The sequence below is a fragment of the Serratia sp. CY82433 genome (assembly GCF_052166535.1).
In the GTDB taxonomy this organism is placed as follows: Bacteria; Pseudomonadota; Gammaproteobacteria; order Enterobacterales; family Enterobacteriaceae; genus Serratia; species Serratia sarumanii.
On sequence record NZ_JBJNOR010000001.1, the window covers coordinates 2,667,703 to 2,688,116 of the forward strand.

19 protein-coding genes are annotated in these 20,414 nt (G+C 61.9%); 5 read left to right on the plus strand and 14 right to left on the minus strand.

The genetic code is table 11. The features are described from left to right. Positions 1-14 precede the first annotated feature (14 nt). Positions 15-1,262: a peptidase T gene (gene pepT / locus ACJ8PI_RS12885; RefSeq protein WP_103774224.1), complete on the plus strand. Its 1,248-nt coding sequence runs from the start codon at positions 15-17 to the stop codon at positions 1,260-1,262. On the opposite strand, the gene ACJ8PI_RS12890 is transcribed toward pepT, so the two are convergent. Further along, on the minus strand, positions 1,259-2,371 hold the full coding sequence (locus ACJ8PI_RS12890; protein WP_164134491.1) for an SLC13 family permease: 1,113 nt from the start codon (positions 2,369-2,371) through the stop codon (positions 1,259-1,261). The genes pepT and ACJ8PI_RS12890 overlap by 4 nt on opposite strands. A gap of 154 nt (positions 2,372-2,525) precedes the next feature. On the opposite strand from ACJ8PI_RS12890, the gene apbE reads away from it, so the two are divergent. Continuing rightward, a complete protein-coding gene (gene apbE, locus ACJ8PI_RS12895) occupies positions 2,526-3,557 on the plus strand; it encodes an FAD:protein FMN transferase ApbE (protein ID WP_164134490.1) in 1,032 nt (343 codons plus the stop codon). Between the two features lie 62 nt (positions 3,558-3,619). On the opposite strand, the gene ACJ8PI_RS12900 is transcribed toward apbE, so the two are convergent. Both ACJ8PI_RS12900 and fabB read right to left on the minus strand, forming a co-directional pair. Next, entirely contained in the window at positions 3,620-3,841 is a 222-nt protein-coding gene (locus ACJ8PI_RS12900; RefSeq protein ID WP_004936201.1) for a hypothetical protein, read from the minus strand. 212 nt (positions 3,842-4,053) lie between these two features. Beyond that, the gene (gene fabB, locus ACJ8PI_RS12905) at positions 4,054-5,274 is read right to left on the minus strand and encodes a beta-ketoacyl-ACP synthase I (protein ID WP_164134489.1); all 1,221 of its coding nucleotides are present in this window, start codon (positions 5,272-5,274) and stop codon (positions 4,054-4,056) included. A 170-nt stretch (positions 5,275-5,444) separates the two neighbouring features. Here fabB and mnmC point away from each other — a divergent pair, with 170 nt between their 5' ends. Then, on the plus strand, positions 5,445-7,466 hold the full coding sequence (gene mnmC / locus ACJ8PI_RS12910; protein WP_103774243.1) for a bifunctional tRNA (5-methylaminomethyl-2-thiouridine)(34)-methyltransferase MnmD/FAD-dependent 5-carboxymethylaminomethyl-2-thiouridine(34) oxidoreductase MnmC: 2,022 nt from the start codon (positions 5,445-5,447) through the stop codon (positions 7,464-7,466). A 41-nt stretch (positions 7,467-7,507) separates the two neighbouring features. On the opposite strand, the gene ACJ8PI_RS12915 is transcribed toward mnmC, so the two are convergent. The 6 genes from ACJ8PI_RS12915 to prmB form a co-directional block, all read right to left on the minus strand. Then, positions 7,508-7,789: a YfcL family protein gene (locus ACJ8PI_RS12915; protein ID WP_016926855.1), complete on the minus strand. Its 282-nt coding sequence runs from the start codon at positions 7,787-7,789 to the stop codon at positions 7,508-7,510. 32 nt (positions 7,790-7,821) lie between these two features. Next, positions 7,822-8,379, minus strand: a complete 558-nt coding sequence (locus ACJ8PI_RS12920) for an elongation factor P hydroxylase (protein ID WP_033648082.1) — start codon at positions 8,377-8,379, stop codon at positions 7,822-7,824. A gap of 80 nt (positions 8,380-8,459) precedes the next feature. Further along, positions 8,460-9,266 carry a sulfite exporter TauE/SafE family protein gene (locus tag ACJ8PI_RS12925; protein WP_033635385.1) on the minus strand — a complete coding sequence of 269 codons (807 nt, stop codon included), beginning with the start codon at positions 9,264-9,266 and terminating at the stop codon, positions 8,460-8,462. A 3-nt stretch (positions 9,267-9,269) separates the two neighbouring features. Then, complete coding sequence (gene mepA / locus ACJ8PI_RS12930; protein ID WP_033653732.1) at positions 9,270-10,097, minus strand: penicillin-insensitive murein endopeptidase; 828 nt, start codon at positions 10,095-10,097, stop codon at positions 9,270-9,272. Between the two features lie 5 nt (positions 10,098-10,102). Continuing rightward, positions 10,103-11,188 (minus strand): chorismate synthase, encoded by a 1,086-nt coding sequence (aroC, locus tag ACJ8PI_RS12935; RefSeq protein ID WP_033635387.1) that lies wholly within the window; start codon positions 11,186-11,188, stop codon positions 10,103-10,105. 65 nt (positions 11,189-11,253) lie between these two features. After that, positions 11,254-12,186, minus strand: a complete 933-nt coding sequence (gene prmB, locus ACJ8PI_RS12940; RefSeq protein ID WP_028127753.1) for a 50S ribosomal protein L3 N(5)-glutamine methyltransferase — start codon at positions 12,184-12,186, stop codon at positions 11,254-11,256. Between the two features lie 170 nt (positions 12,187-12,356). Between prmB and smrB the strand changes: the two genes are divergently transcribed. Then, positions 12,357-12,887, plus strand: a complete 531-nt coding sequence (gene smrB / locus ACJ8PI_RS12945) for an endonuclease SmrB (protein WP_004936226.1) — start codon at positions 12,357-12,359, stop codon at positions 12,885-12,887. Positions 12,888-12,958: 71 nt separating this feature from the next. On the opposite strand, the gene sixA is transcribed toward smrB, so the two are convergent. The 4 genes from sixA to ACJ8PI_RS12965 form a co-directional block, all read right to left on the minus strand. After that, the gene (sixA, locus tag ACJ8PI_RS12950; protein WP_004936230.1) at positions 12,959-13,441 is read right to left on the minus strand and encodes a phosphohistidine phosphatase SixA; all 483 of its coding nucleotides are present in this window, start codon (positions 13,439-13,441) and stop codon (positions 12,959-12,961) included. Positions 13,442-13,829: 388 nt separating this feature from the next. Further along, a complete protein-coding gene (gene fadJ / locus ACJ8PI_RS12955) occupies positions 13,830-15,995 on the minus strand; it encodes a fatty acid oxidation complex subunit alpha FadJ (protein WP_164134542.1) in 2,166 nt (721 codons plus the stop codon). Continuing rightward, positions 15,995-17,305 (minus strand): acetyl-CoA C-acyltransferase FadI, encoded by a 1,311-nt coding sequence (fadI, locus tag ACJ8PI_RS12960; RefSeq protein WP_041036112.1) that lies wholly within the window; start codon positions 17,303-17,305, stop codon positions 15,995-15,997. Before fadI ends, fadJ begins: the two co-directional genes overlap by 1 nt. A 196-nt stretch (positions 17,306-17,501) precedes the next feature. Then, positions 17,502-17,798 (minus strand): YfcZ/YiiS family protein, encoded by a 297-nt coding sequence (locus ACJ8PI_RS12965; protein WP_019453781.1) that lies wholly within the window; start codon positions 17,796-17,798, stop codon positions 17,502-17,504. A 405-nt stretch (positions 17,799-18,203) separates the two neighbouring features. Here ACJ8PI_RS12965 and fadL point away from each other — a divergent pair, with 405 nt between their 5' ends. Then, positions 18,204-19,526, plus strand: a complete 1,323-nt coding sequence (gene fadL / locus ACJ8PI_RS12970; RefSeq protein ID WP_033648086.1) for a long-chain fatty acid transporter FadL — start codon at positions 18,204-18,206, stop codon at positions 19,524-19,526. Positions 19,527-19,643: 117 nt separating this feature from the next. Here the strand turns inward: fadL and mlaA are convergent, their stop codons facing one another. Continuing rightward, positions 19,644-20,402: a phospholipid-binding lipoprotein MlaA gene (gene mlaA / locus ACJ8PI_RS12975; RefSeq protein WP_033635394.1), complete on the minus strand. Its 759-nt coding sequence runs from the start codon at positions 20,400-20,402 to the stop codon at positions 19,644-19,646. Between the last annotated feature and the right edge of the window lie 12 nt (positions 20,403-20,414).

Here is a 20,414-nt window from a genome sequence, read left to right on the forward strand (position 1 = left end):
CGCGAGGAGTTCCGATGACCAGCCCGATTGCCGAACAGCTTACCGAACGTTTCTTCCGCTACCTGGCGGTCACCAGCCAGAGCAATGCCGCCGCAACCGCCCTGCCCAGCACGCCGGGGCAGCATGAAATGGCGCAGCTGCTGGCGGAAGAGCTGCGCCGGCTAGGCCTGGCCGACGTGCAGATAGACGACCACGCCACCGTCACCGCCCGCAAGCCCGGCACCCAGCCCGGCGCGCCGCGCATCGGCTTCATCACCCATATCGACACCGTGGACGTCGGCCTGTCGCCCGAGATTCGCCCGCAGCGCCTGCGCTTCACCGGCGAAGATGTATGCCTGAACGCCGAGCAAGACATCTGGCTGCGGGTCGCCGAACACCCGGAGATCCTGCCCTACCGCAACGAAGAGATCCTGTTCAGCGACGGCACCAGCGTGCTGGGTGCCGACAACAAGGCGGCGGTCACCGTGGTGATGACGCTGCTGGCCAACCTGGCCGCCGCCGATCGCCACGGCGATATCGTGGTGGCGTTCGTGCCGGATGAAGAGATCGGCCTGCGCGGCGCCAAGGCGCTGGATCTGCAGCGTTTCCCCGTCGATTTCGCCTACACCATCGACTGCTGCGAACTGGGTGAAGTGGTTTACGAGAATTTCAACGCGGCGGCGGCGGAAATCCGCATCGAGGGGGTGACCGCGCACCCGATGTCGGCGAAAAACGTGTTAATCAACCCGATACGTATCGCCAACGACATCATCAACCGCTTCGACGTGCAGGATACCCCGGAACACACCGACGGGCGCGAGGGCTATTTCTGGTTCACCGATCTGGCCGCCAATGCCAATCAGGCGACGCTGAAGGTGTCGATTCGCGACTTCGATAGCGCGGCGTTCGAGGCGCGCAAAGCCCGCCTTGAGGAGACGGTGCGTCAGGTGGCGGCCGGCTATCCGCGCGCCAACGTCAGCTGCAGCATCAGCGACATCTACAGCAACATCAGCAACGCCATCGGCGAAGATCGGCGCGCCATCGATCTGATCTTCGGCGCCCTTGCCGCCCACGGCATCCCGCCGAAGGTGATCCCGATGCGCGGGGGCACCGACGGCGCGGCGCTCTCGAGCCGCGGCATCCTGACGCCCAATTACTTCACCGGCGCGCATAACTTCCACTCGCGCTTCGAGTTTTTACCCGTCAGCGCCTTCGTGAAATCCTACCAGGTGACCCGCAGCATTTGCCTGCTGGCCGCCCGGCAGAGCGGTAATCAGAGTTAGCTCAATAGCCAGCCGACCAGCGCGGCCCACGCCAGCAGCGGCAGCGAGTAATAGTGGAAGCGCAACCAGATCTTGCGCTCCCCCGCCATGCGCAGCGCAATCAGGTTGGCGAGCGATCCGATCGCCAACCCGAAGCCGCCGGCATTGACCGCATAGGCCAGTTGCGTGCTGGAGGGCGCATAGTTGAGCAGCAAAATGGTGGCCGGCACGTTGCTGACGATCTGCGACAGCCCAACGCCCAACGCATACACCCCACCGTCGCTCAGCCCGGCGATGGCGGCAAACGCCGACTGAAGCGGCGGCAGGCGGGTAAACAGGCCAACATCGATAAACATGGCGGCGAACACAAAAATCAGGCTCCAGTCGATCTGCAACAGCACCCGGCGCGCCAGCAACAAAAAGCCGGCGAACACCGCCAGCAACCCATACAGCGGCAGGCCGATATCCAGGCACAGCAGGAAGATCGCATACAGCCCCACGCAGCTCAGCAACAGCGGCCGTTGATAGGGGTAACCCTCGGTATTCGGCGTTTTCACGATGTCGCGCGCCGGGAAGCTGAACCAGGTCAACGCCAGCAGGCTCAGCATCATCGCGGCGCCAAACGGCGCCATCTGGCCGATGAAGCCGAGGAAAGAAAGGCCGGAGCGGCTCCACAGCAGGATATTTTGCGGGTTGCCGATCGGCGTCAGCAGCGAACCGGCGTTCACCGCCAGCGCCTGAAAGATGATCAAACGGCCAACCGGCAGCGCCGACAGCTTTTTCAGCGTGATGGTGAGCGGAATGACGATAAACAGCGCCACGTCGTTGGTCAGAAACGACGACAGCAGCGCGGCGGAAAACACCAGGAACAGCGCCAGCCGCCGTTCGCTGTGCAACCGGTTGATAATCTTGCGGCCAACGAAGTCGAAGTAACCGCTGACCTCGACGCCTTTGGTCAGCAGCATCAGCCCCAGCAGAGTGATGAGGGTGCGGACGTCGATGAAACCGCCCAGCGCCGCCAGCGGCTGCGGATCAAAGGCGAACATCGCTGCGCCGGCCAGCAACAGCACGTGCAGGAAACGGTCTTTGACAAAGGGGTGGATAAGCCGGGAAATGGCGGTTGAACTCATGGTGGCAGCTTGAAACCTCAGCGAAAAGCATGAGCGAGACGTTAGCTCAGGCGCGGCATCTACGCCAGCAAAATGCTATTTTACCTTTATCCGCTTTCCATTTGCCGCGCTTTACTTTATTTGTAGCGGCTTTCTCGTTTTCAAAGGACATGTTATGGCTTCCCTGTTCGCCAAAGGGGCGTTGCTCAGCGCCTTATGCGCCCTGCTCGCCGCCTGCGACGATGCCGCCTCCCGCCCGCAAATCGATATCGACGGCAAGACCATGGGCACCTTCTACAGCGTTAAAGTCAGCGGTGACGTCGCGATCGGCAAGCAAGAACTGCAGCGGCAGATCGACTCGGTGCTCGAACGGGCCAACGACGATATCTCCACCTACCGCGCCGACTCGGTGCTGTCGCAATTTAACCGCAGCGCCGGCCTCGAACCGCAGCCGATCCCGCGCGGCATGGCAGACATCGTGCTGATGGCGCAGCGCATCGGCCGCGATACCGGCGGCGCCATGGACATCACCGTCGGCCCACTGGTGAACCTGTGGGGGTTCGGCCCCGACAAGCACCCGGTCAAAGTGCCGGAACAGGCGCAGATCGACGCGGCGAAACAGCGCACCGGCCTGCAGCACCTGAAGCTGATCAGCGACAATCGCGGGGAGTGGCTGCAAAAAGATCTGCCGGACATGTATGTCGATCTCTCGACGCTGGGCGAAGGCTACGGCGCCGATGAACTGGTGCGCCTGATGAACCGCAACGGCATTACCAACTACCTGGTGTCGGTCGGCGGCGCGGTCTCTTCACGCGGCGTCAACGGCCAGGGCAAACCCTGGCGGGTGGCGATCCAAAAGCCGACCGACCGTGAAAATGCGGTGCAGGCGCTGGTGGATCTGCACGGTTACGGCATCAGCACCGCCGGCAGCTACCGCAACTACTTCGAACAAAACGGCCAGCGCTACTCCCATGTCATCGATCCGACCACCGGCAGGCCGATCAACCACCGCCTGGTTTCCGCCACGGTGATCGCCCCCACCGCGCTCGAGGCCGACGGCTGGGATACCGGCCTGATGGTGCTGGGCACGGAGAAGGCGTTGAAACTTGCCGAAGAGAAAGGGCTGGCGGTCTACCTGATCAGCAAAACCGACGACGGTTTCAGCGCCGTGATGACGCCGCAGTTCAAGGCGTTTTTGGTGCAGTGAAATTAAAAAGCCCGGCGCGCGATGGCCGGGCTGGTTGCATGCGCCCGCAGGCGCTGCGCCGATCACTTGGTCAGCGCGATGATGCCGAGAGTCAGGCCGGCAACCGCCGCCGCGCCGCCGGCGATCGCACCCGCGGTTTCCCAGTTATCCTGAGTGGTGCCCTTCATGCAGGTGTTGGTGTGCACCAGGCGCCCCTGGTCATCGTAGACCGGCACGCAGGGAGAATCGGTGGCGCATCCGGCCAACACGGCCGACAGTAACCCAACCGCAATTAACTTTTTCATACTTCGTGCCTCAATGTTCGATCACTTTGGAAAACTACGCCGAGCGATAATCACGCTACCCGGCTATTGTATGCCCAACGCGTGTAATGGCGAGGTAATGATGTGTCAGGGGATGTGATTTGGGAAAACTCCGAGCGCCCGGCTGGCGGGCTTCGGCCAGTAAAAAGCCCGCGAAAACACGGGCTTGATAGCGAAGCGAGGCTCAGGCGGGATTATTTCACCAGTTTGCGCATCACCAGGGTGGCGTTGGTGCCGCCGAAGCCGAAGCTGTTGGACATCACGGTGGTCAGCTCGCGCTGAGTCGGCTGAGTCACGATGTTCATGCCGGCCGCCTGCTCATCCAGGGTTTCGATGTTGATGCTCGGCGCGATAAAGCCGTGCTCCAGCATCAGCAGGCTGTAGATCGCTTCCTGCACGCCTGCGGCGCCCAGCGAGTGACCGGTCATCGCCTTGGTGGAGGAGATAGCCGGGGTATTGTCGCCGAACACTTCGCGAATCGCGCCCAGCTCTTTCACGTCGCCCACCGGCGTGGAGGTGCCGTGCACGTTGATGTAGTCGATCGGCGCATCCAGATCCTGCATCGCCATCTTCATGCAGCGCACCGCGCCTTCGCCCGATGGCGCTACCATGTCGGCGCCGTCAGACGTTGCGCCGTAGCCAACGATTTCCGCGTAGATGTGCGCACCGCGCGCCAGCGCGTGTTCCAGTTCTTCAACCACCACCATACCGCCGCCGCCGGCGATGACGAAACCGTCACGATCGGCGTCGTAAGTACGGGAGGCTTTTTCCGGCGTGTCGTTGTACTTGGTGGACAGCGCGCCCATCGCGTCGAACTCGCAGGCCATTTCCCAGCACAGCTCTTCGCCGCCGCCGGCGAACACGATGTCCTGTTTGCCCAGTTGGATTTGCTCAACCGCGTTACCGATGCAGTGTGCGGAGGTCGCGCAAGCGGAGCTGATGGAGTAGTTCACGCCGTGGATTTTGAACGGCGTCGCCAGGCAGGCGGAAACGCCGGAAGCCATAGCTTTGGTGACCACGTATGGGCCAACCGCTTTCAGGCCGCGCGGGCTGCGCATCGCATCGGCGCCGAACACCTGGAAGCGCGGAGAACCACCGCCGGAACCGGCGATCAGGCCCACGCGCGGGTTGTTTTGATACTCTTCTTCCTTCAGGCCGGAAGAAGCGATCGCTTCTTGCATCGCCAGGAAGGCATAGATGGAAGCATCGCTCATGAAACGCACCACCTTGCGGTCGATCAGGCCGGTCGTGTCGAGCTTAACTTGCCCCCATACGTGACTACGCATGCCGGAATCTTTCAGCTCCTGGGAGAAAGTGATCCCAGAACGTCCTTCCTGCAGGCTCGCCAGGACCTCCTGCTGGTTATTACCAATGCTGGAGACAACTCCCAGGCCAGTAATCACTGCACGTTTCATTCAATACCTCTTCCACTATTTACCTACGGGATTTTGCATCGCACTTTAGCGTACAGATGTAAGCCGAACAAGTCCGATCAGCGTTTTTCAGCTTTATTGTTGTCCAGTTTGCGCCAGGGCGCCAGCGCCGTTAGAATTCGCGGCATCCCTTTAATTTCGAGCTATTGACCGTGAACCACGCCCCCATCCAAACCGCAACGCTAACCTGGAACGAACAGGGTACACCTGTTTCGAAACAGTTTGATGACGTCTATTTTTCCAATCAGGATGGGCTGGAAGAAACCCGCTATGTCTTTCTGCACGGCAACCGGCTGCCGCAGCGTTTCGCCACTCACCCGCGCCCGCTGCTGGTGGTGGCGGAAACCGGCTTCGGCACCGGGCTCAATTTCCTTACGCTGTGGCAGGCCTTCGCGGGCTTCCGCCAGGCCGAGCCGGACGCCGCGCTGCAACGCCTGCACTTTATCAGCTTCGAGAAATTCCCCCTGCAGCAGGCCGATCTGGCGGCGGCGCATGCGCGCTGGCCGGAGCTGGCTCCCTATGCCGATGAGCTGCGCGCCCAATGGCCGCTGCCGCTGCCGGGCTGCCATCGCCTGCTGTTGGCCGAAGGCCGCATTACGCTCGATCTGTGGTTCGGCGACGTCAACGAACTGCTGCCGCAGTTCGACGCCAGCATGAATAACCAGGTCGACGCCTGGTTCCTCGACGGCTTCGCACCGGCCAAAAATCCCGACATGTGGACCGAGCAACTGTTCGCCGCCATGGCGCGTTTCGCCCGGCCGGAAGGCAGCTTCGCCACCTTTACCGCCGCCGGCTTCGTGCGCCGCGGCTTGCAACAGGCCGGTTTTCAGGTCAACCGTTGCAAAGGCTTCGGCCAAAAGCGTGAGATGCTCGCCGGCTGTCTGCCGGCCGATGCGCAGCCCACGCGCCACCCGGCACCCTGGTATCGGCGTCCGGCAGCGGACAACACCGCCGACATCGCTCTGATCGGCGGCGGCGTCGCCAGCGCGCTCACCGCGTTGGCCCTATTGCGGCGCGGCGCCACCGTCACGCTGTACTGCGCCGACGAGCAGCCGGCCGAGGGCGCATCCGGCAATCGTCAGGGGGCGATTTACCCCCTGCTGAACGGCAGCGGCGACGCGCTGGAGAGTTTCTTCAGCGCCGCGTTTCCTTTCGCCCGCCGCCAATACGACGCCCTGTTGCAACAAGGCGTCGCCTTTGATCATCAGTGGTGCGGCGTCAGCCAGCTGGCCTACGACGAAAAGAGCGGCGCCAAGATCGCCAATATGCTGAAAACCGACTGGCCGCAGGCCTTGGCGGCGGCAGCCGACCGCGAAACGCTCAGCGAACTGTGCGGCGTCGATACCGGCTTTGGCGGCATCACCTACCCGCAGGGCGGCTGGCTCTGCCCGGCCGAACTGACGCGCGGCGCTATCGCGCTGGCGCAGCGTCAGGGCCTGGTCTGCCAATACCGGCACGATGCACAGAGGCTGACGCAGGAAGAAAACGGCTGGCGCATCGATTTCGCCCACGGCGAAAGCCGCCGCCATGCGACGGTGATCCTGGCCAACGGCCACCGGTTGGCCGAGCTGGCGCCGACGCAAGCCCTGCCGCTGTATGCGGTGCGCGGGCAGGTGTCGCACATCCCAACCTCGCCGGCCCTCGGTCAACTGAAGCAGGTGTTGTGCTACGACGGCTACCTGACGCCGGTCAACGCCAACAACGGCCAGCACTGCATCGGCGCCAGCTACCAGCGCGGCGACACCGCCACCGACTACCGCGAGCAGGAGCAACAGGAGAACCGCGAGCGCCTGCTGCGCTGCCTGCCGGAGCAGGCCTGGCCGCAGCAGGTGGACGTCAGCGCTCATCAGGCGCGCTGCGGCGTGCGCAGCGCCACCCGCGATCATCTGCCGATGGTCGGCGCGCTGCCGGACTATCAGGCCACGGTGACGCAGTATCAGGATTTGCAGCGGCGAAACCAGCGCGGCGAAACCGTCGCCGATGCACCGGTCTATCCCGGCCTGTTCGCTATCGGCGGGTTGGGATCGCGCGGGCTGTGCTCGGCGCCGCTGGCGGCGGAAATTCTGGCGGCGCAGCTGTTCGGCGAACCGTTGCCGGGCGATGCGCGCCTGCTGGCGGCGTTGAATCCAAATCGGATGTGGGTGAGGAAGCTGCTGAAAGGGCGTGCGGTTTAATTCATGAATGAGGGGCGCGGCGGCGCGCCCCGGCATGGCGGTCAGGCGGCAGGGGTAGCGGCCTGATAAAGGTTTTCCCACATCCCGCGCACCAGGATCTGATCCGGCGGCGAGAGTTCCCCGGCGGCGATCGCTTTGTGCAGGCTCTCTTCCACCCGTGCTTTCAGCGCTTCGGCAGTGTGCTCACCCTGCTCTTCCGCTTCGGCCACCGCCAGCGTCAGATGACCGCGCAGGTAGCCACCGGCAAACAGTTCATCATCGCTGGCGTGCTCTACCATGTCATCAATCAGCGCCAAAATGCGCGCTTCGAATTCTGCGATCATCAAATTTCCTCATTAAATAACGGGCTGTGGCGTCAGTTGAGATCTTCCGGATACGGAAAATGCTCGGCCGCCAACGGTGGCGTATTGTAGAACGATTGCAACGCCTGAATAAAGCGCGCAGGCCGTGTGGGTATTCCCTGCTCCAGCAGCGCCAATACCCGGTCGCGCACCTTGCGCTGGAACGCGATGCGATCCGGCTCGCAGTCGCCGTTCAGGTTGTCGCAGCTGACGTTAAACGGGAAACCGGCCGCCACGCAGAACATCCACTCCAGCGCCTGCGGTTTGATCTCCACCGCTTCGAATTCACTCTGGGTTTGCGCGTCGCGCCCGTCCGGGCAATACCAGTAACCGAAGTCCACCCGTTGGCGGCGCGCTTCGCCGGCGATGCACCAGTGCGAGATTTCGTGCAGGCCGCTGGCGTAGAAGCCGTGGGCGAATACGATGCGGTGATACGGCAGTTCGTCGTCGGCCGGCAGGTAGATCGGCTCGTCGTCGCCCTTCACCAGGCGGGTGTTGTAGTCATCGCTGAAGCATTGATTGAAGATCTCGATCAGTTGCTCATAGTGATGGCGGGTCTGTGTGTCTGACATAAAAACTCTATAACCACAAAAATAAAGAGGCCATTATACTCGATAAGACAGGGCGCGTAAGCAGCACCCTCTCTCCATCTTTAACCGTGCACCAGGGCGCTCAACCACTGCTGAATTTCCGCGCCGTGATTGTCGTACAGCAGCTTGAGGCTCATCACCAGCGAGACGATCACGATCATCGGCCGAATCAGCTTCTGCCCGCGGGTCAGCACCATGTGGGCGCCCAAACGCGCCCCCAGCACCTGCCCCACCAGCATCACCAGACCGATGCTCCACACCACCTTGCCGCCGATGATGAACAGCGCCAACCCGCCGACGTTGGAGGTGAAGTTAAGCACCTTGGCGTGCGCCGTGGACTTGGCAAGGTTGAAACCGCACAGCGTCACATAGGCCAGCGCGTAAAACGATCCGGCGCCGGGGCCGAAGAAGCCGTCGTAAAACCCGACGCAGCCGCCGGCCACCAGCCCGAACGGCAAGGCGCCGAGACGGCGTTGACGATCTTCCTCACCCAGCCGCGGCATCAGCAGGAAGTAGAGGCCGATGCCGATCACCAGCAGCGGCAACATCTGCCGCAGCAAATCGGCGCGCATATGCTGCACCAGAATGGCGCCGGCGATCGAACCGATCAGCGTCAGAAAGATCGTCAGCTTCTGGTCGTTGAGGTTCACCGCCCGCCGACGAATAAAGTACAGGCTGGCGGAGAAGGAACCGCCGACCGACTGCAGTTTGTTGGTCGCCAACGCCTGGGCCGGGGGAACCCCCACCGCCAGCAGGGCCGGCACCGTCAGCAGCCCGCCGCCGCCGGCGATGGAGTCGATAAACCCCGCCAGCAGCGCTACCGCAAACAACACCCCGAGCATCTCGGGGCCGATGACAAACCAGTCCATGTGTTATTCCGCTGAGAAATGGTGATCCAGCAATGCCTGACAGGTCGGCGGTAACGGCGGCGGCACCGGTTTACCCGGTTTGGCGTTCGGTTGATGCGGCACGAACCAGCTCGCCAGTTCGGCGCCGCAGCCGTCGCCCGGCGGCGGCGTATCCTGCTCTTTACATTCAAGGCTGCTCGCCGGGCAACGCAGGCGCACGTGCATGTGCGCGCGGTGACCGAACCACGGCCGCACCTTGTGCAACCAGGCACGGTCGGCGCCGGCGTCCAGACACAGACGCTGTTTGATGGCCGGATTGACGAAGATGCGCGTCACGTCCGCATCCTGCGCCGCCAGCTTGATCAGCGACTCAATCTGCGGCTGCCATTGGCGCGCCACTACCTGCTTGCCGTCACTTGACACCAGATCGATAGGCTGCGGCTTCAGCAATTGCTGCGCGCTCCAGCGTTGGCGCGGCAGCTGCAGCCAGATGTCGACGTCGAGCCCCGACTGGTGGCTGGCGTGGCCGCTGCTGAAGCGCCCGCCGGCCGGCATCGCCATATCGCCGATCAGCACCGTGCCCAGCGCTTTCTGATTCGCCTGGCTGCTGAGGCGCTGAATGAACGCCAACAGATCCGGGTGGCCGAAATAACGGCGCTGGTCGGTACGCATCACCTGGTAGTTCGGTGAGTTCAGCGGCAACGGCTGGGCGCCGATGACGCAGCCGTTGGCGAAACCGCCCACCGCCTGCGGCGCGCCGGCCACCGGATGATCGATTTTCTGCCACGGCGTCAGCGCCATGGCGGAGGCGGAGGCCGTCAGGGCCACCAGGCCCAACATCCAGTTTTTCATGGCGATTACCAGCGCGGCACGTCGGAAACCACATCACCGTTTTGCGCACGCTGGCGCAGCAGGTGATCCATCAGCACGATCGCCATCATCGCTTCGGCGATCGGCACGGCGCGGATACCCACGCACGGATCGTGGCGGCCGCGGGTGACCATTTCCACCGCTTCGCCCTGGCGATTGATGGTGCGGCCCGGCACCATGATGCTGGAGGTCGGCTTCAGCGCCAGATGCGCCACCACCGGTTGGCCGCTGCTGATACCGCCGAGAATGCCGCCGGCATGGTTGCTCTGGAAGCCTTCCGGGGTGATTTCATCGCGGTTTTCGCTGCCGCGCTTGGTCACCACGGCAAACCCGTCGCCGATCTCCACGCCTTTCACCGCGTTGATGCTCATCAGCGCGTGCGCCAGATCGGCGTCGAGGCGGTCAAACACCGGCTCGCCCAGGCCAACCGGCACATTTTCAGCAATCACGCTGACCTTGGCGCCGATGGAGTCGCCCTCTTTTTTCAGCGCGCGCATCAGTTCGTCCAGCGCTTCCAGCTTGTCCGGATCCGGGCAGAAGAACGGATTCTGCTCAACCTGATCCCAATCTTTCAGCTCGCAGGTCACGTCACCGATCTGCGCCAGATAGCCGCGCACCTGCACGCCGAACTTCTGCTGCAGGTATTTCTTGGCGATAGCGCCCGCCGCAACGCGCATGGCGGTTTCACGCGCCGAAGAGCGGCCGCCGCCGCGGTAATCGCGCAGGCCGTATTTCTGTTCGTAGGTGTAGTCGGCATGCCCCGGGCGGAACACGTCTTTGATGGCGCTGTAGTCTTGCGAGCGCTGATCGGTGTTCTCAATGATCAAGCCGATGCTGGTGCCGGTGGTCACGCCTTCGAATACGCCGGAGAGAATGCGCACCTGATCCGGTTCGCGACGCTGGGTGGTGTAACGCGAGGTGCCCGGACGACGGCGGTCCAGATCGTGTTGCAAATCGGCTTCGGTGAGCGGGATGCCGGGCGGCACGCCGTCGACAATACAACCCAGCGCCACCCCGTGAGATTCACCGAAGGTGGTGACGCGGAAAATCTGCCCAATACTGTTTCCTGCCATCACGGCTCCTTACCGTTAGTCTTTTATCGTTATGAGGCCCGCCGTGCGGGCCTTGAAAATGCGGCTTAGCTGCGATAGAGGCTGAAGTGTTCCTTGCAATCCACCAGCTGCTGTTTGGTCAGCATGAACACGCCGTCACCGCCGTTTTCGAACTCCAGCCAGGTGAACGGAATATCCGGATATTGTTCCATCAGGTGTACCATGCTGTTGCCCACTTCACAAATCAGCACGCCGTCGTCGGTCAGGTAGTCCGGCGCGCAGGCCAGGATGCGGCGCACCAGCTTCAGGCCGTCGCTGCCCGCCGCCAGGCCCAGCTCCGGCTCAAAGCGGAACTCCTGCGGCAGATCGGACATGTCTTCCGCGTCGACGTACGGCGGGTTGGTGACGATCAGATCATACTGGATCGCGGGAACGTCGCGGAACAGATCGGAACGGATCGGGATCACCTGGTGTTCGACGCCGTGCGCCTGAATGTTGCGCTCGGTCACCGCCAGCACCTCGCTGGAGATGTCCACCGCGTCCACTTCCGCTTCCGGGAAAGCGTAGCCGCAGGCGATGGCGATACAGCCGCTGCCGGTACACATGTCGAGGATATGGCGCGGCGGGTGCGGGATCAGCGCGCTGAAGCGATCGTTGATCAGCTCGCCGATCGGCGAACGCGGCACCAGCACGCGCTCGTCGACGTAGAATTCCATGCCGCAGAACCAGGCCTTGTTGGTCAGGTAGGCGACCGGGATGCGCTCGTTGACGCGGCGGATCACGCGCTCAACGATGCGATGGCGCTCGCTGGAGGTCAGACGGGCGGTGTGCATGTCTTCCGGAATGTCCAACGGCAGGAACAGGCTTGGCAGCACCAATTGCACCGCTTCGTCCCACGGATTATCGGTTCCGTGACCATAATAGATATTGGCGGCGTTGAAGCGGCTTACCGTCCAGCGCAGCATATCTTGAATGGTGTGCAGTTCGTTCACTGCTTCGTCGACGAAAATTTTGTCCAATTTGCCCTCCGGCAGGCGCTGTGTTTCATGATTTAGCCGCATAGTTTGCCATGAAGCCCGCGACAAATCACGCTTGCCCCTCGCGCTTTTCACTCTGGCCCGAGTTTTGCGTCGACAGCGCTCATTCACAAGGTAAACTAGCGAAATAAACGATTTCCGGTGAATGAAGCATGAAGAACAAGCCCCCTCTGAGCAAAGACGAACAACAGCTCTTCAGAGAGTCGGTGGCGGGCGCGAAAAAGCTGCGCCAGGACACCATCGTCCACCGCCCGCCGAAACCCAAGGTCAAACAGATTGCCCCGCAGCGGCTGCTGCAGGAGCAGGTCGATGCCAGCTATTATTTTTCAGATGAATACCAGCCGCAGCTGGAAGAAGAAGGCCCGACGCGCTACGTGCGCCCCGGCAGCAGCCCGTATGAGCTGAAGAAGCTGCGACGCGGCGATTACTCGCCGGAGCTGTTTCTCGATTTGCACGGCCTGACCCAGCTGCAGGCCAAGCAGGAACTGGGGGCGCTGATCGCCGCCTGCAAACGCGAACACGTGCACTGCGCCTGCGTGATGCACGGGCACGGCAAGCACATTCTCAAACAGCAAACGCCGCTGTGGCTGGCGCAGCATCCCGACGTGCTGGCGTTTCATCAGGCGCCGAAGGAATGGGGCGGCAACGCCGCCATCCTGCTGTTGGTGGAGCTGGCCGAGTAGCCCCCGCCGCAGAAACGACTCAGGGCGATGTCAGACATCGCCCTGAGTTTATTCCGCACCGCATCCGCGGTTCACACTTTGGCCATCACCTGCGACGGGCTGACCTGCCATTCAAACTTGCCGTAGCTGCCGTCCGCCGGCAGATCGACGTTGGCAATCGCCGAGGTCGCGAACATCGGCGGGCACTCGCCCGGGCACAGTTCGGCCACCAGATAGCCCACCAGCGGCAGGTGCGACACGATCAGCACCGAGCTCACCCCTTGCATCGCCAGCGCCTGCAGATAGCTGCCGACCTGTTCAGCGTTGCCGCCCGGCGTCAGCTCGGGCAACACTTCTTCGCCCTCCGGTAGCGTCAAGGCTTCACGCACCGTCGCCAGCGTCTGTTCGGCCCGCAGATAGGGGCTGACCAGCACGCGTTCAATATCCACAGACTTGGTGTTCAACCAGGCCGCCATCTGACGGGACTCGTCGCGGCCGCACAGGGTAAGGGGCCTTACCGCATCGCTGGCTGCCTCGAGCGCCGCCTCTCCGTGACGCATAATCAAAACTTGCATATTGCACCGCTGTTGTTGACAAAGTAACGCTATACAGAAACGCCGTGCGTGCTGTACCGCCGAGTTTTACAACCCAAAGCCAAAGCTTTAAAACGATAACGCGCCGTCTCTTTATGGCGGCCGGGCATTTTGCCTGAAAGTTTGCCTAAAGAAAACGCTGTTTTTTACAGCAATCCTCCCCGGGCAAACCTCGATTGCTCACAGAACAATCAATTCAACGGGTTAAATTTTAACCTTTCCGCCATGAAATTTATTGATGGCGGTCAAGCTAACTTACCGCTGCCGCAGCCTCGCTGTACAGCCTCACCGGCTGACGCTGTCGCAAGGAGTGATGGCGATCACAACGCGACCCTGTTGCAACTATAGTGCAAATCGGGCCGCCCTGCGTTCAGCTCCCCAGCGGGTAAAAGCGCTCGCCCTGCTGCGCCATGCGCTGCAGGCGTTCGCACGGGGCGAAATGCTCGCCGTGCTGCTGACGCAGGTAGTCCAGCGTCTTCACCACTTTCTCGGCGCCGAGCTCGTCCATATAGCGGAACGGGCCGCCGAGGAACGGCGGGAAGCCGATGCCGAACACCGCGCCGATGTCGCCGTCGCGCGCGCTGCGGATCACGCCTTCGTCCAGGCAGCGCGCCGCTTCGTTCAGCATCATCATCACGCAGCGTTGAGCGACGGTCGCCGGCAGCATGTGCGCCTTCGGCGTGACGCCGAGCAGCGTATACAATGAGGTATCCGCACGTTTGCGCCGCTGCCGCTGCTGCCCTTCGCTCGGGTAGAGATAGAAGCCGCGGCCGTTCTTGCGCCCTTTGCGCCCGTCTTTCAGCACCGCATCGAACGCGGCAGGTGCGGCGAAGCGCGGCCCCAGCGCCTCGACCAGCACGGGAATGATCTTGGTGCCGACGTCGATGCCCACTTCATCCAGCAGGGTGATCGGGCCGACCGGGAAACCGAAGTCCACCAGCGCCTTGTCCAGCGACTCAATCGGCTCGCCTTCCAGCAGGCAGCGCGCCGCTTCGTTGATGTACGGCGCCAGGATGCGGTTGACATAAAAACCGGCGCTGTCGCCCACCACGATGGCGGTTTTGCCCTGCTTGTGCGCCAGCGCCACGGTGGTGGCGATGGTCTCTTCGCTGGTGCCGGCGTGCGGGATCACTTCCACCAGCGGCATCTTGTCCACCGGGCTGAAGTAGTGCAGGCCGATCACCTGCTGCGGCCGCTGGGCCTTTTCGGCGATGCGGCCGATAGGCAGCGAGGAAGTATTGGAGGCGAACACGGTATGCGGCGCGCAGTTGGCTTCTACCTCGGCTACCATCTGCTGCTTCAGCGCCAGATCTTCGAACACCGCCTCGACCACGATATCCACCTGTTCAAAGCCAGTGTAATCGGTAGAGCCGGAGATCAGCATCATCTGCTTTTGCCGTTCCGCCGGGCGCATGCGCCTGCGGCGCACCCGCTTGCCGAGCACGTCCCAGCTGTATTTCAGCGCATGGTTGATACCGGTTTCATTGATGTCTTTGATGCGAACCGGCAATCCGCCGCGGGTGGCGGTGACGCAGGCGATGCCGCCGCCCATCAGGCCGCCGCCGAGAATGCCGACGCGATGCAGGGCGTGCGGCTGGGCATTGCCGCCCCGCTCCTTTTTCAGCGCGGTGGAAGCGAAGAACAGGCTGCGAAGCGCCGCCGACTGCGGCGTCATCGCCAGCTCGCCAAAGGCGCGCGCTTCGGCCTCATAGCCGCTGGCGCTGCCGTGATCCAGCCCGGTGCGCACCACCTGAATGATGCGCTCCGCCGCCGGGTAGTTGCCGTGGGTTTTCGCCAACGTTTTCTTGCGCACGATGCTGAACAGCAGACTTCTGCCCAGCGGGCCGTTGAGCAGGCGATCCTGCCACGGCAGCTCGCGCTGATGCTTCCAGCCCTGCTTCACCCGCTCGATGGCGGTCTGCAACAGAATCGACTGCGGCACGGCGTCGTCCACCAACCCCATGCGCAGCGCCTGGCGGGCGCGAATGTGCTTGCCGGTCAGGATCATGTCCAGCGCCTTGGCGGCGCCGACCAGGCGCGGCAGGCGCTGCGTGCCGCCGGAGCCCGGCAGCAGGCCCAGCTGCACTTCCGGCAGCCCGAGCGCGGTTTTATCATCCAGCGAACAGACGCGGCCGTGGCAGGCCAGCGCCAGCTCCAGGCCGCCGCCCAGGCAGGCGCCGTGAATGGCCGCCACTACCGGCACCGGGAACGCGGCGATCTGCGCCAACGTGCTCTGCCCTTTCTTGGCCAGCGTTTCCGCCTCTTTGGCGCTGGTGCAGGCGGCAATCATAGTGATGTCGGCGCCGGCGATAAACGAGTCCGGCTTGCCGGAAACGATCACCAGCCCTTCCAGCGCGGTATGCTGCTGCGCCCGGATCAGCACGTCGTTGACCTGTTCGACGAACTCGGCCTTGAGCGTGTTCACCTTGTCGCCCGGCACGTCGATGGTGATCACGCCGATGTTGTCGGGGCGAATCGTCAGCTGAAAGGCCGACGGTTTGGCGCGCTGTTCATGCAATGCGTTTTCGAAGCTCATCATTCCACCTCCACGATCATCGCGGCCCCTAACCCGCCGGCGGCGCAGGCGGTGGTCAGGCCCAGCCCGCCGCCGCGGCGTTTCAGCTCATGCAGCGTCTGGGTGATCATGCGCGCGCCGGTGGCGGCGAACGGGTGGCCATAGGCGATGGAACCGCCCAAGACGTTGAATTTGTCCATGTCCACTTCGCCGATCGCCTGGCTGCGGCCAAGCTTCTCGCGGGCGAACTCTTCGCTGGCGAACATCTTCAGGTTGGCCAGCGTTTGCGCAGCGAAGGCTTCATGCATGTCGATGAGCGTCAGATCGGCCAGACCGATGCCGGCGCGATCCAGCGCCAGCGGCGTAGCGTAGGAAGGCCCCAGCAGCATGTCTTCCCACACGTCGATGGCGGCGAAGGCGAAGCTGCGCAAATAACCCAGCGGCTGCAGCCCCAGCTCTTTGGCGCGCGACTCGCTCATCATCAGCACCGCCGCCGCGCCGTCGGTCAGCGGCGTGCTGTTGGCCGCGGTGACGCTGCCATGCTTGCGATCGAACGCCGGCTTCAGCTTGGCGTAGGAAGCCAGGCTGGAATCTTTACGGATGTTGTTGTCTTCAGAAAGCTGCGCGCGGTAAGGCGGCACATAGGCGGTCATCACCTCGTCGCGCAGCCACCCTTCCCGCCAGGCCTTGGCCGCCAGCTCGTGGGAACGGTGCGCCAGCGCATCCTGCGCCTCGCGGGTGATGCCGTGGCTCTTCGCCATCTGCTCGGCGGTATCGCCCATGCGCAGGCCGGTGGAATACTCCGCCACCGCCGGCGGCACCGGCATCAGATCGCGGAATTTCAGCCGGCTGAACAGTTTGAGGCGCTGCGACAGCGTGCGCGCTTTGTTGACGTCCACCAGCGTGCGCGCCAGCGCCTTGCTGACGCCGATCGGCAAGACGGAAGAAGAATCCGCCCCGCCGGCGATGCCAACGCTGATGCTGCCGGCCATGATGCTCTCCGCCACGTTGGCGATCGCCTGGAAGCTGGTGGCGCAGGCGCGCGACACGCTGTAGGCGTCGGTATGGACGCTCATGCCGGTGCCGAGCACGATTTCACGCGCGATGTTCGGCGCCTCGGGCATTTGCACCACCTGGCCGAACACCAACTGTTCGATAAGCTGCGGATCGATGCCGCTGCGCGCCAACAGCTCGCTCACCGCCGTTTTCCCTAAATCCACCGCCGGAATGCCGTGATAGGCAGTCGCCTGTTTGGCAAAGGGGGTACGCAGTCCATTCACAATCGCAATGCGGTCACCATGACGGGTCACCAACGGCAGTGCCTTACTCATAAATGCTCCTGAAGAAAATAACGTCAGCGCAATGGGCAGAAAGAGGTCTGACCTGATGAGGTCATTGTTAACCAAACGGTTACATTTGGCAAACCGGCAGAGATCAAAACTGCGAGCAGGCGCACTTTCTATCGGGGGGCGATGTAGGGAAGGCAATCCCCGGCACGCGGCAGGCGGCGCCGGGGTAAAACGGGGATTAACGCAGGCCGAGCTGGAAGATCAGGGTTTCCGCCTGGCAGGCGAAGGTAAAATCGGCCTCCAACTGCACGCCGCCGTCAACCGGTTTAATGCTACTGCTGATGTCACAAGGGTCGGATTCGACCGCGTGCGCCTTTTCGCTCAGGGCGGCCAGCATCGCCTCCGCATCTTGTTGATTGCTGAACACCTGGCTGTAGGACGCGGTGCAATCGGTGTTATCCATCACGGTGCCGACATCCACACAGCAACACGCGGCGGTTTCCTGGGCGCTGCATTTATTAATTGCATCTGACATGATTGGTTCTCCTCAAAGGCCTCGGTTATCAGCCCAAATTGCCGTTTTACTCACCGGCACAAAGCCACAAAATTCTGCAGGTATTTTACGCTTCCACGCCGGCAATCACTAGCACTTACTTTTAATGGGTGTTTTAAGTGATGGAAATCACAAATAAAAATGAGCGCCTGCTAAGGAATGGTAAGAATTTTGTTATTTACCGCTGGCGTTTTGTTAAGCAGATCTCTTTTTTGATATCAGGTTGGAAATATTTCAAAAACAAACTTGCAACATTTTCACAGGTCAGACCTATACTTCAGCCACTGGTCTGATTTGTCTGAACGATAACGGACCCTACAATCCCGCGCTCCTTGTTACTTCGTGTAACAATAGTTTAAATAATAAACACATAATGAGGTTTTGGTCATGAGCCAGAAAAACCTATTGACTAAATCAGCTCTCGCAGCTGCAGTGGCAATTATCTCTTCAAACGTGTCTGCCGCAGGATTCCAGCTGAATGAGTTCTCATCAGCTGGTTTAGGACGTTCGTATTCTGGCGAAGGCGCCATGGCGGATACGGCGGCCTCGGCAAGCCGCAACCCGGCGTTGCTGATGATGTATACCCGCCCGGAACTTTCTTTCGGCGCGGTCTTCATCGACCCGGACGTTGACATTACCGGTCAATCCCCTTCCGGCGCCAGTTTGGATTCGAAAAACATCGCGCCGACCGCCTGGGTGCCGAACCTGCATTATGTTCACCCGATTAACGATCAGTTCGCCGTAGGCGGCTCGGTCACCAGCAACTACGGTCTGGCGACAGAATTCAACGACGGCTATACCGCCGGCGCTTACGGCGGCAAGACCGATCTGACCACCCTCAACCTGAACCTCAGCGGCGCATACCGTCTGAATCAACACTTCAGCTTCGGTCTGGGCTTCGATGCAGTGTACGCCAAAGCCAAACTGGAACGTTACGCCGGTGAATTGCCGAAGCTCATCGCCGGTTCCGGCCAATTACCGCCGCAGCTAGCCGGCCCTGTTTCGCAGATCCCGGCAGATACCCAGATTTCGCACCTGAAAGGCGACGAATGGGGCTTCGGTTGGAACGCCGGTATTCTGTACGAAGTGGATGAAAACAACCGTTATGGCCTCACCTACCGCTCTGAAGTGAAAATCGACTTCGACGGCGACTACAAGAGCAGCCTGCCTTCAGCCTTCAACCCGCTGCTGGCCTCTCAAGGTCTTCCGTGGGGCACCAACGGCAACACCATTCCGGGTTCTCTGAGCCTGCACCTGCCGGAAATGTGGGAGCTGTCTGGTTACAACAAAGTGGCGCCGCAGTGGGCCATTCACTACAGCCTGGCCTACACCAGCTGGAGCCAGTTCCAGGAGCTGAGAGCCACCGGCAACAACGGCCAAACGCTGTTCGAGAAGCATGAAGGCTTCAAAGACGCTTACCGCATCGCGCTGGGTACCACCTACTTCTACGACGACAACTGGACCTTCCGTACCGGTATCGCCTTCGATGACAGCCCAGTGCCAGCACAGAACCGTTCGATTTCCATTCCGGATCAGGACCGTTTCTGGCTGAGTGCCGGTACTACCTATGCGTTCAACAAAGACGCGTCGGTCGACGTCGGCGTTTCCTACATGCACGGCCAGAAAGTCACCATCAAAGAAGGCCCTTACACCTTCAACTCTGAAGGTAAAGCCTGGCTGTACGGCGCCAACTTCAACTACCGCTTCTAATCTCGCCTGAGATGGATGCCAAAGCGCCCCGCGGGGCGCTTTTTCTTTGCCTGCCGCGTGCTGCCGGCATAAAAAACCCGCCTGCCGGCGGGTTTTTCATTGGCGTGACGCCCGTGATTACTGCGAGTCGATCTCGTCCAGTTCGCCCTGAATCGCCTTGGCGTTCGGGTTCTCTTCCGGCTTGAGCGAGCCGCCGTTGGCGATGAAGTCGTGGCGCTGGAAGTAAGCTTCGCGCACCATGATGTAAGGATCGGAGGAGTTGCGCAGCAGGCCGTCGGAATCCAGCAGCTGGGCGCGGGTTTCGATCCCCTCGACCACCCATTTGCCCGCCGACATCCAGAAGGTGAGGTAGCTCAGCATCGGATACAGCGTATCCGCAAAGTCGCCGCCGTCTTCACGCAGGGTGAAGCTGCCGTAGCCCGGCAGCATCACGTACGGGCCGTAACCCACATCGTAATGCCCCAACGTGCTGCCGAAGCGGTTCGGCTCTTCGCGCGCCAGTTTCGGGTTGGCCATGCCGGCCACGTCGATCAGGCCGCCCATCCCGAGCAGGGTGTTCAGGAAGAAGCGGTTGAAGTGAATCATCCCGCGATAAGGGTCGCCCTTGAGGAAGGCGTTGACCATGCTGGCCGGCTCTTCCAGGTTGGAGGTGAAGTTGCTGATGCCGTTACGCGCCGGCATCGGCACGTAGTCACGCCAGGCCACCGCGACCGGACGCAGGATATAGGGATCCAGGACGTTGTAGTTGAAGTCGAACATCGTCCGGTTGAATCCTTCCAGAGGATCGGAACGCCCTTGCGGATCGTTGTCTGGCGCGCTGGCACAGCCCACCAGTAATACCGTTGCGAATGCCACCCCAGTCAGGCGAAAGTTCATATTTTTCTCCAT

What these genes read in the sequence shown, in the direction of transcription:
- pepT (WP_103774224.1), top strand. Translation starts at nt 15, where the DNA reads ATGACCAGCCCGATTGCCGAACAGCTTACCGAACGTTTCTTCCGCTAC.
- ACJ8PI_RS12890 (WP_164134491.1), bottom strand. Translation starts at nt 2,371, where the DNA reads ATGAGTTCAACCGCCATTTCCCGGCTTATCCACCCCTTTGTCAAAGAC.
- apbE (WP_164134490.1), top strand. Translation starts at nt 2,526, where the DNA reads ATGGCTTCCCTGTTCGCCAAAGGGGCGTTGCTCAGCGCCTTATGCGCC.
- ACJ8PI_RS12900 (WP_004936201.1), bottom strand. Translation starts at nt 3,841, where the DNA reads ATGAAAAAGTTAATTGCGGTTGGGTTACTGTCGGCCGTGTTGGCCGGA.
- fabB (WP_164134489.1), bottom strand. Translation starts at nt 5,274, where the DNA reads ATGAAACGTGCAGTGATTACTGGCCTGGGAGTTGTCTCCAGCATTGGT.
- ACJ8PI_RS12915 (WP_016926855.1), bottom strand. Translation starts at nt 7,789, where the DNA reads ATGATCGCAGAATTCGAAGCGCGCATTTTGGCGCTGATTGATGACATG.
- ACJ8PI_RS12920 (WP_033648082.1), bottom strand. Translation starts at nt 8,379, where the DNA reads ATGTCAGACACACAGACCCGCCATCACTATGAGCAACTGATCGAGATC.
- ACJ8PI_RS12925 (WP_033635385.1), bottom strand. Translation starts at nt 9,266, where the DNA reads ATGGACTGGTTTGTCATCGGCCCCGAGATGCTCGGGGTGTTGTTTGCG.
- mepA (WP_033653732.1), bottom strand. Translation starts at nt 10,097, where the DNA reads ATGAAAAACTGGATGTTGGGCCTGGTGGCCCTGACGGCCTCCGCCTCC.
- aroC (WP_033635387.1), bottom strand. Translation starts at nt 11,188, where the DNA reads ATGGCAGGAAACAGTATTGGGCAGATTTTCCGCGTCACCACCTTCGGT.
- smrB (WP_004936226.1), top strand. Translation starts at nt 12,357, where the DNA reads ATGAAGAACAAGCCCCCTCTGAGCAAAGACGAACAACAGCTCTTCAGA.
- sixA (WP_004936230.1), bottom strand. Translation starts at nt 13,441, where the DNA reads ATGCAAGTTTTGATTATGCGTCACGGAGAGGCGGCGCTCGAGGCAGCC.
- fadJ (WP_164134542.1), bottom strand. Translation starts at nt 15,995, where the DNA reads ATGAGCTTCGAAAACGCATTGCATGAACAGCGCGCCAAACCGTCGGCC.
- fadI (WP_041036112.1), bottom strand. Translation starts at nt 17,305, where the DNA reads ATGAGTAAGGCACTGCCGTTGGTGACCCGTCATGGTGACCGCATTGCG.
- ACJ8PI_RS12965 (WP_019453781.1), bottom strand. Translation starts at nt 17,798, where the DNA reads ATGTCAGATGCAATTAATAAATGCAGCGCCCAGGAAACCGCCGCGTGT.
- fadL (WP_033648086.1), top strand. Translation starts at nt 18,204, where the DNA reads ATGAGCCAGAAAAACCTATTGACTAAATCAGCTCTCGCAGCTGCAGTG.
- mlaA (WP_033635394.1), bottom strand. Translation starts at nt 20,402, where the DNA reads ATGAACTTTCGCCTGACTGGGGTGGCATTCGCAACGGTATTACTGGTG.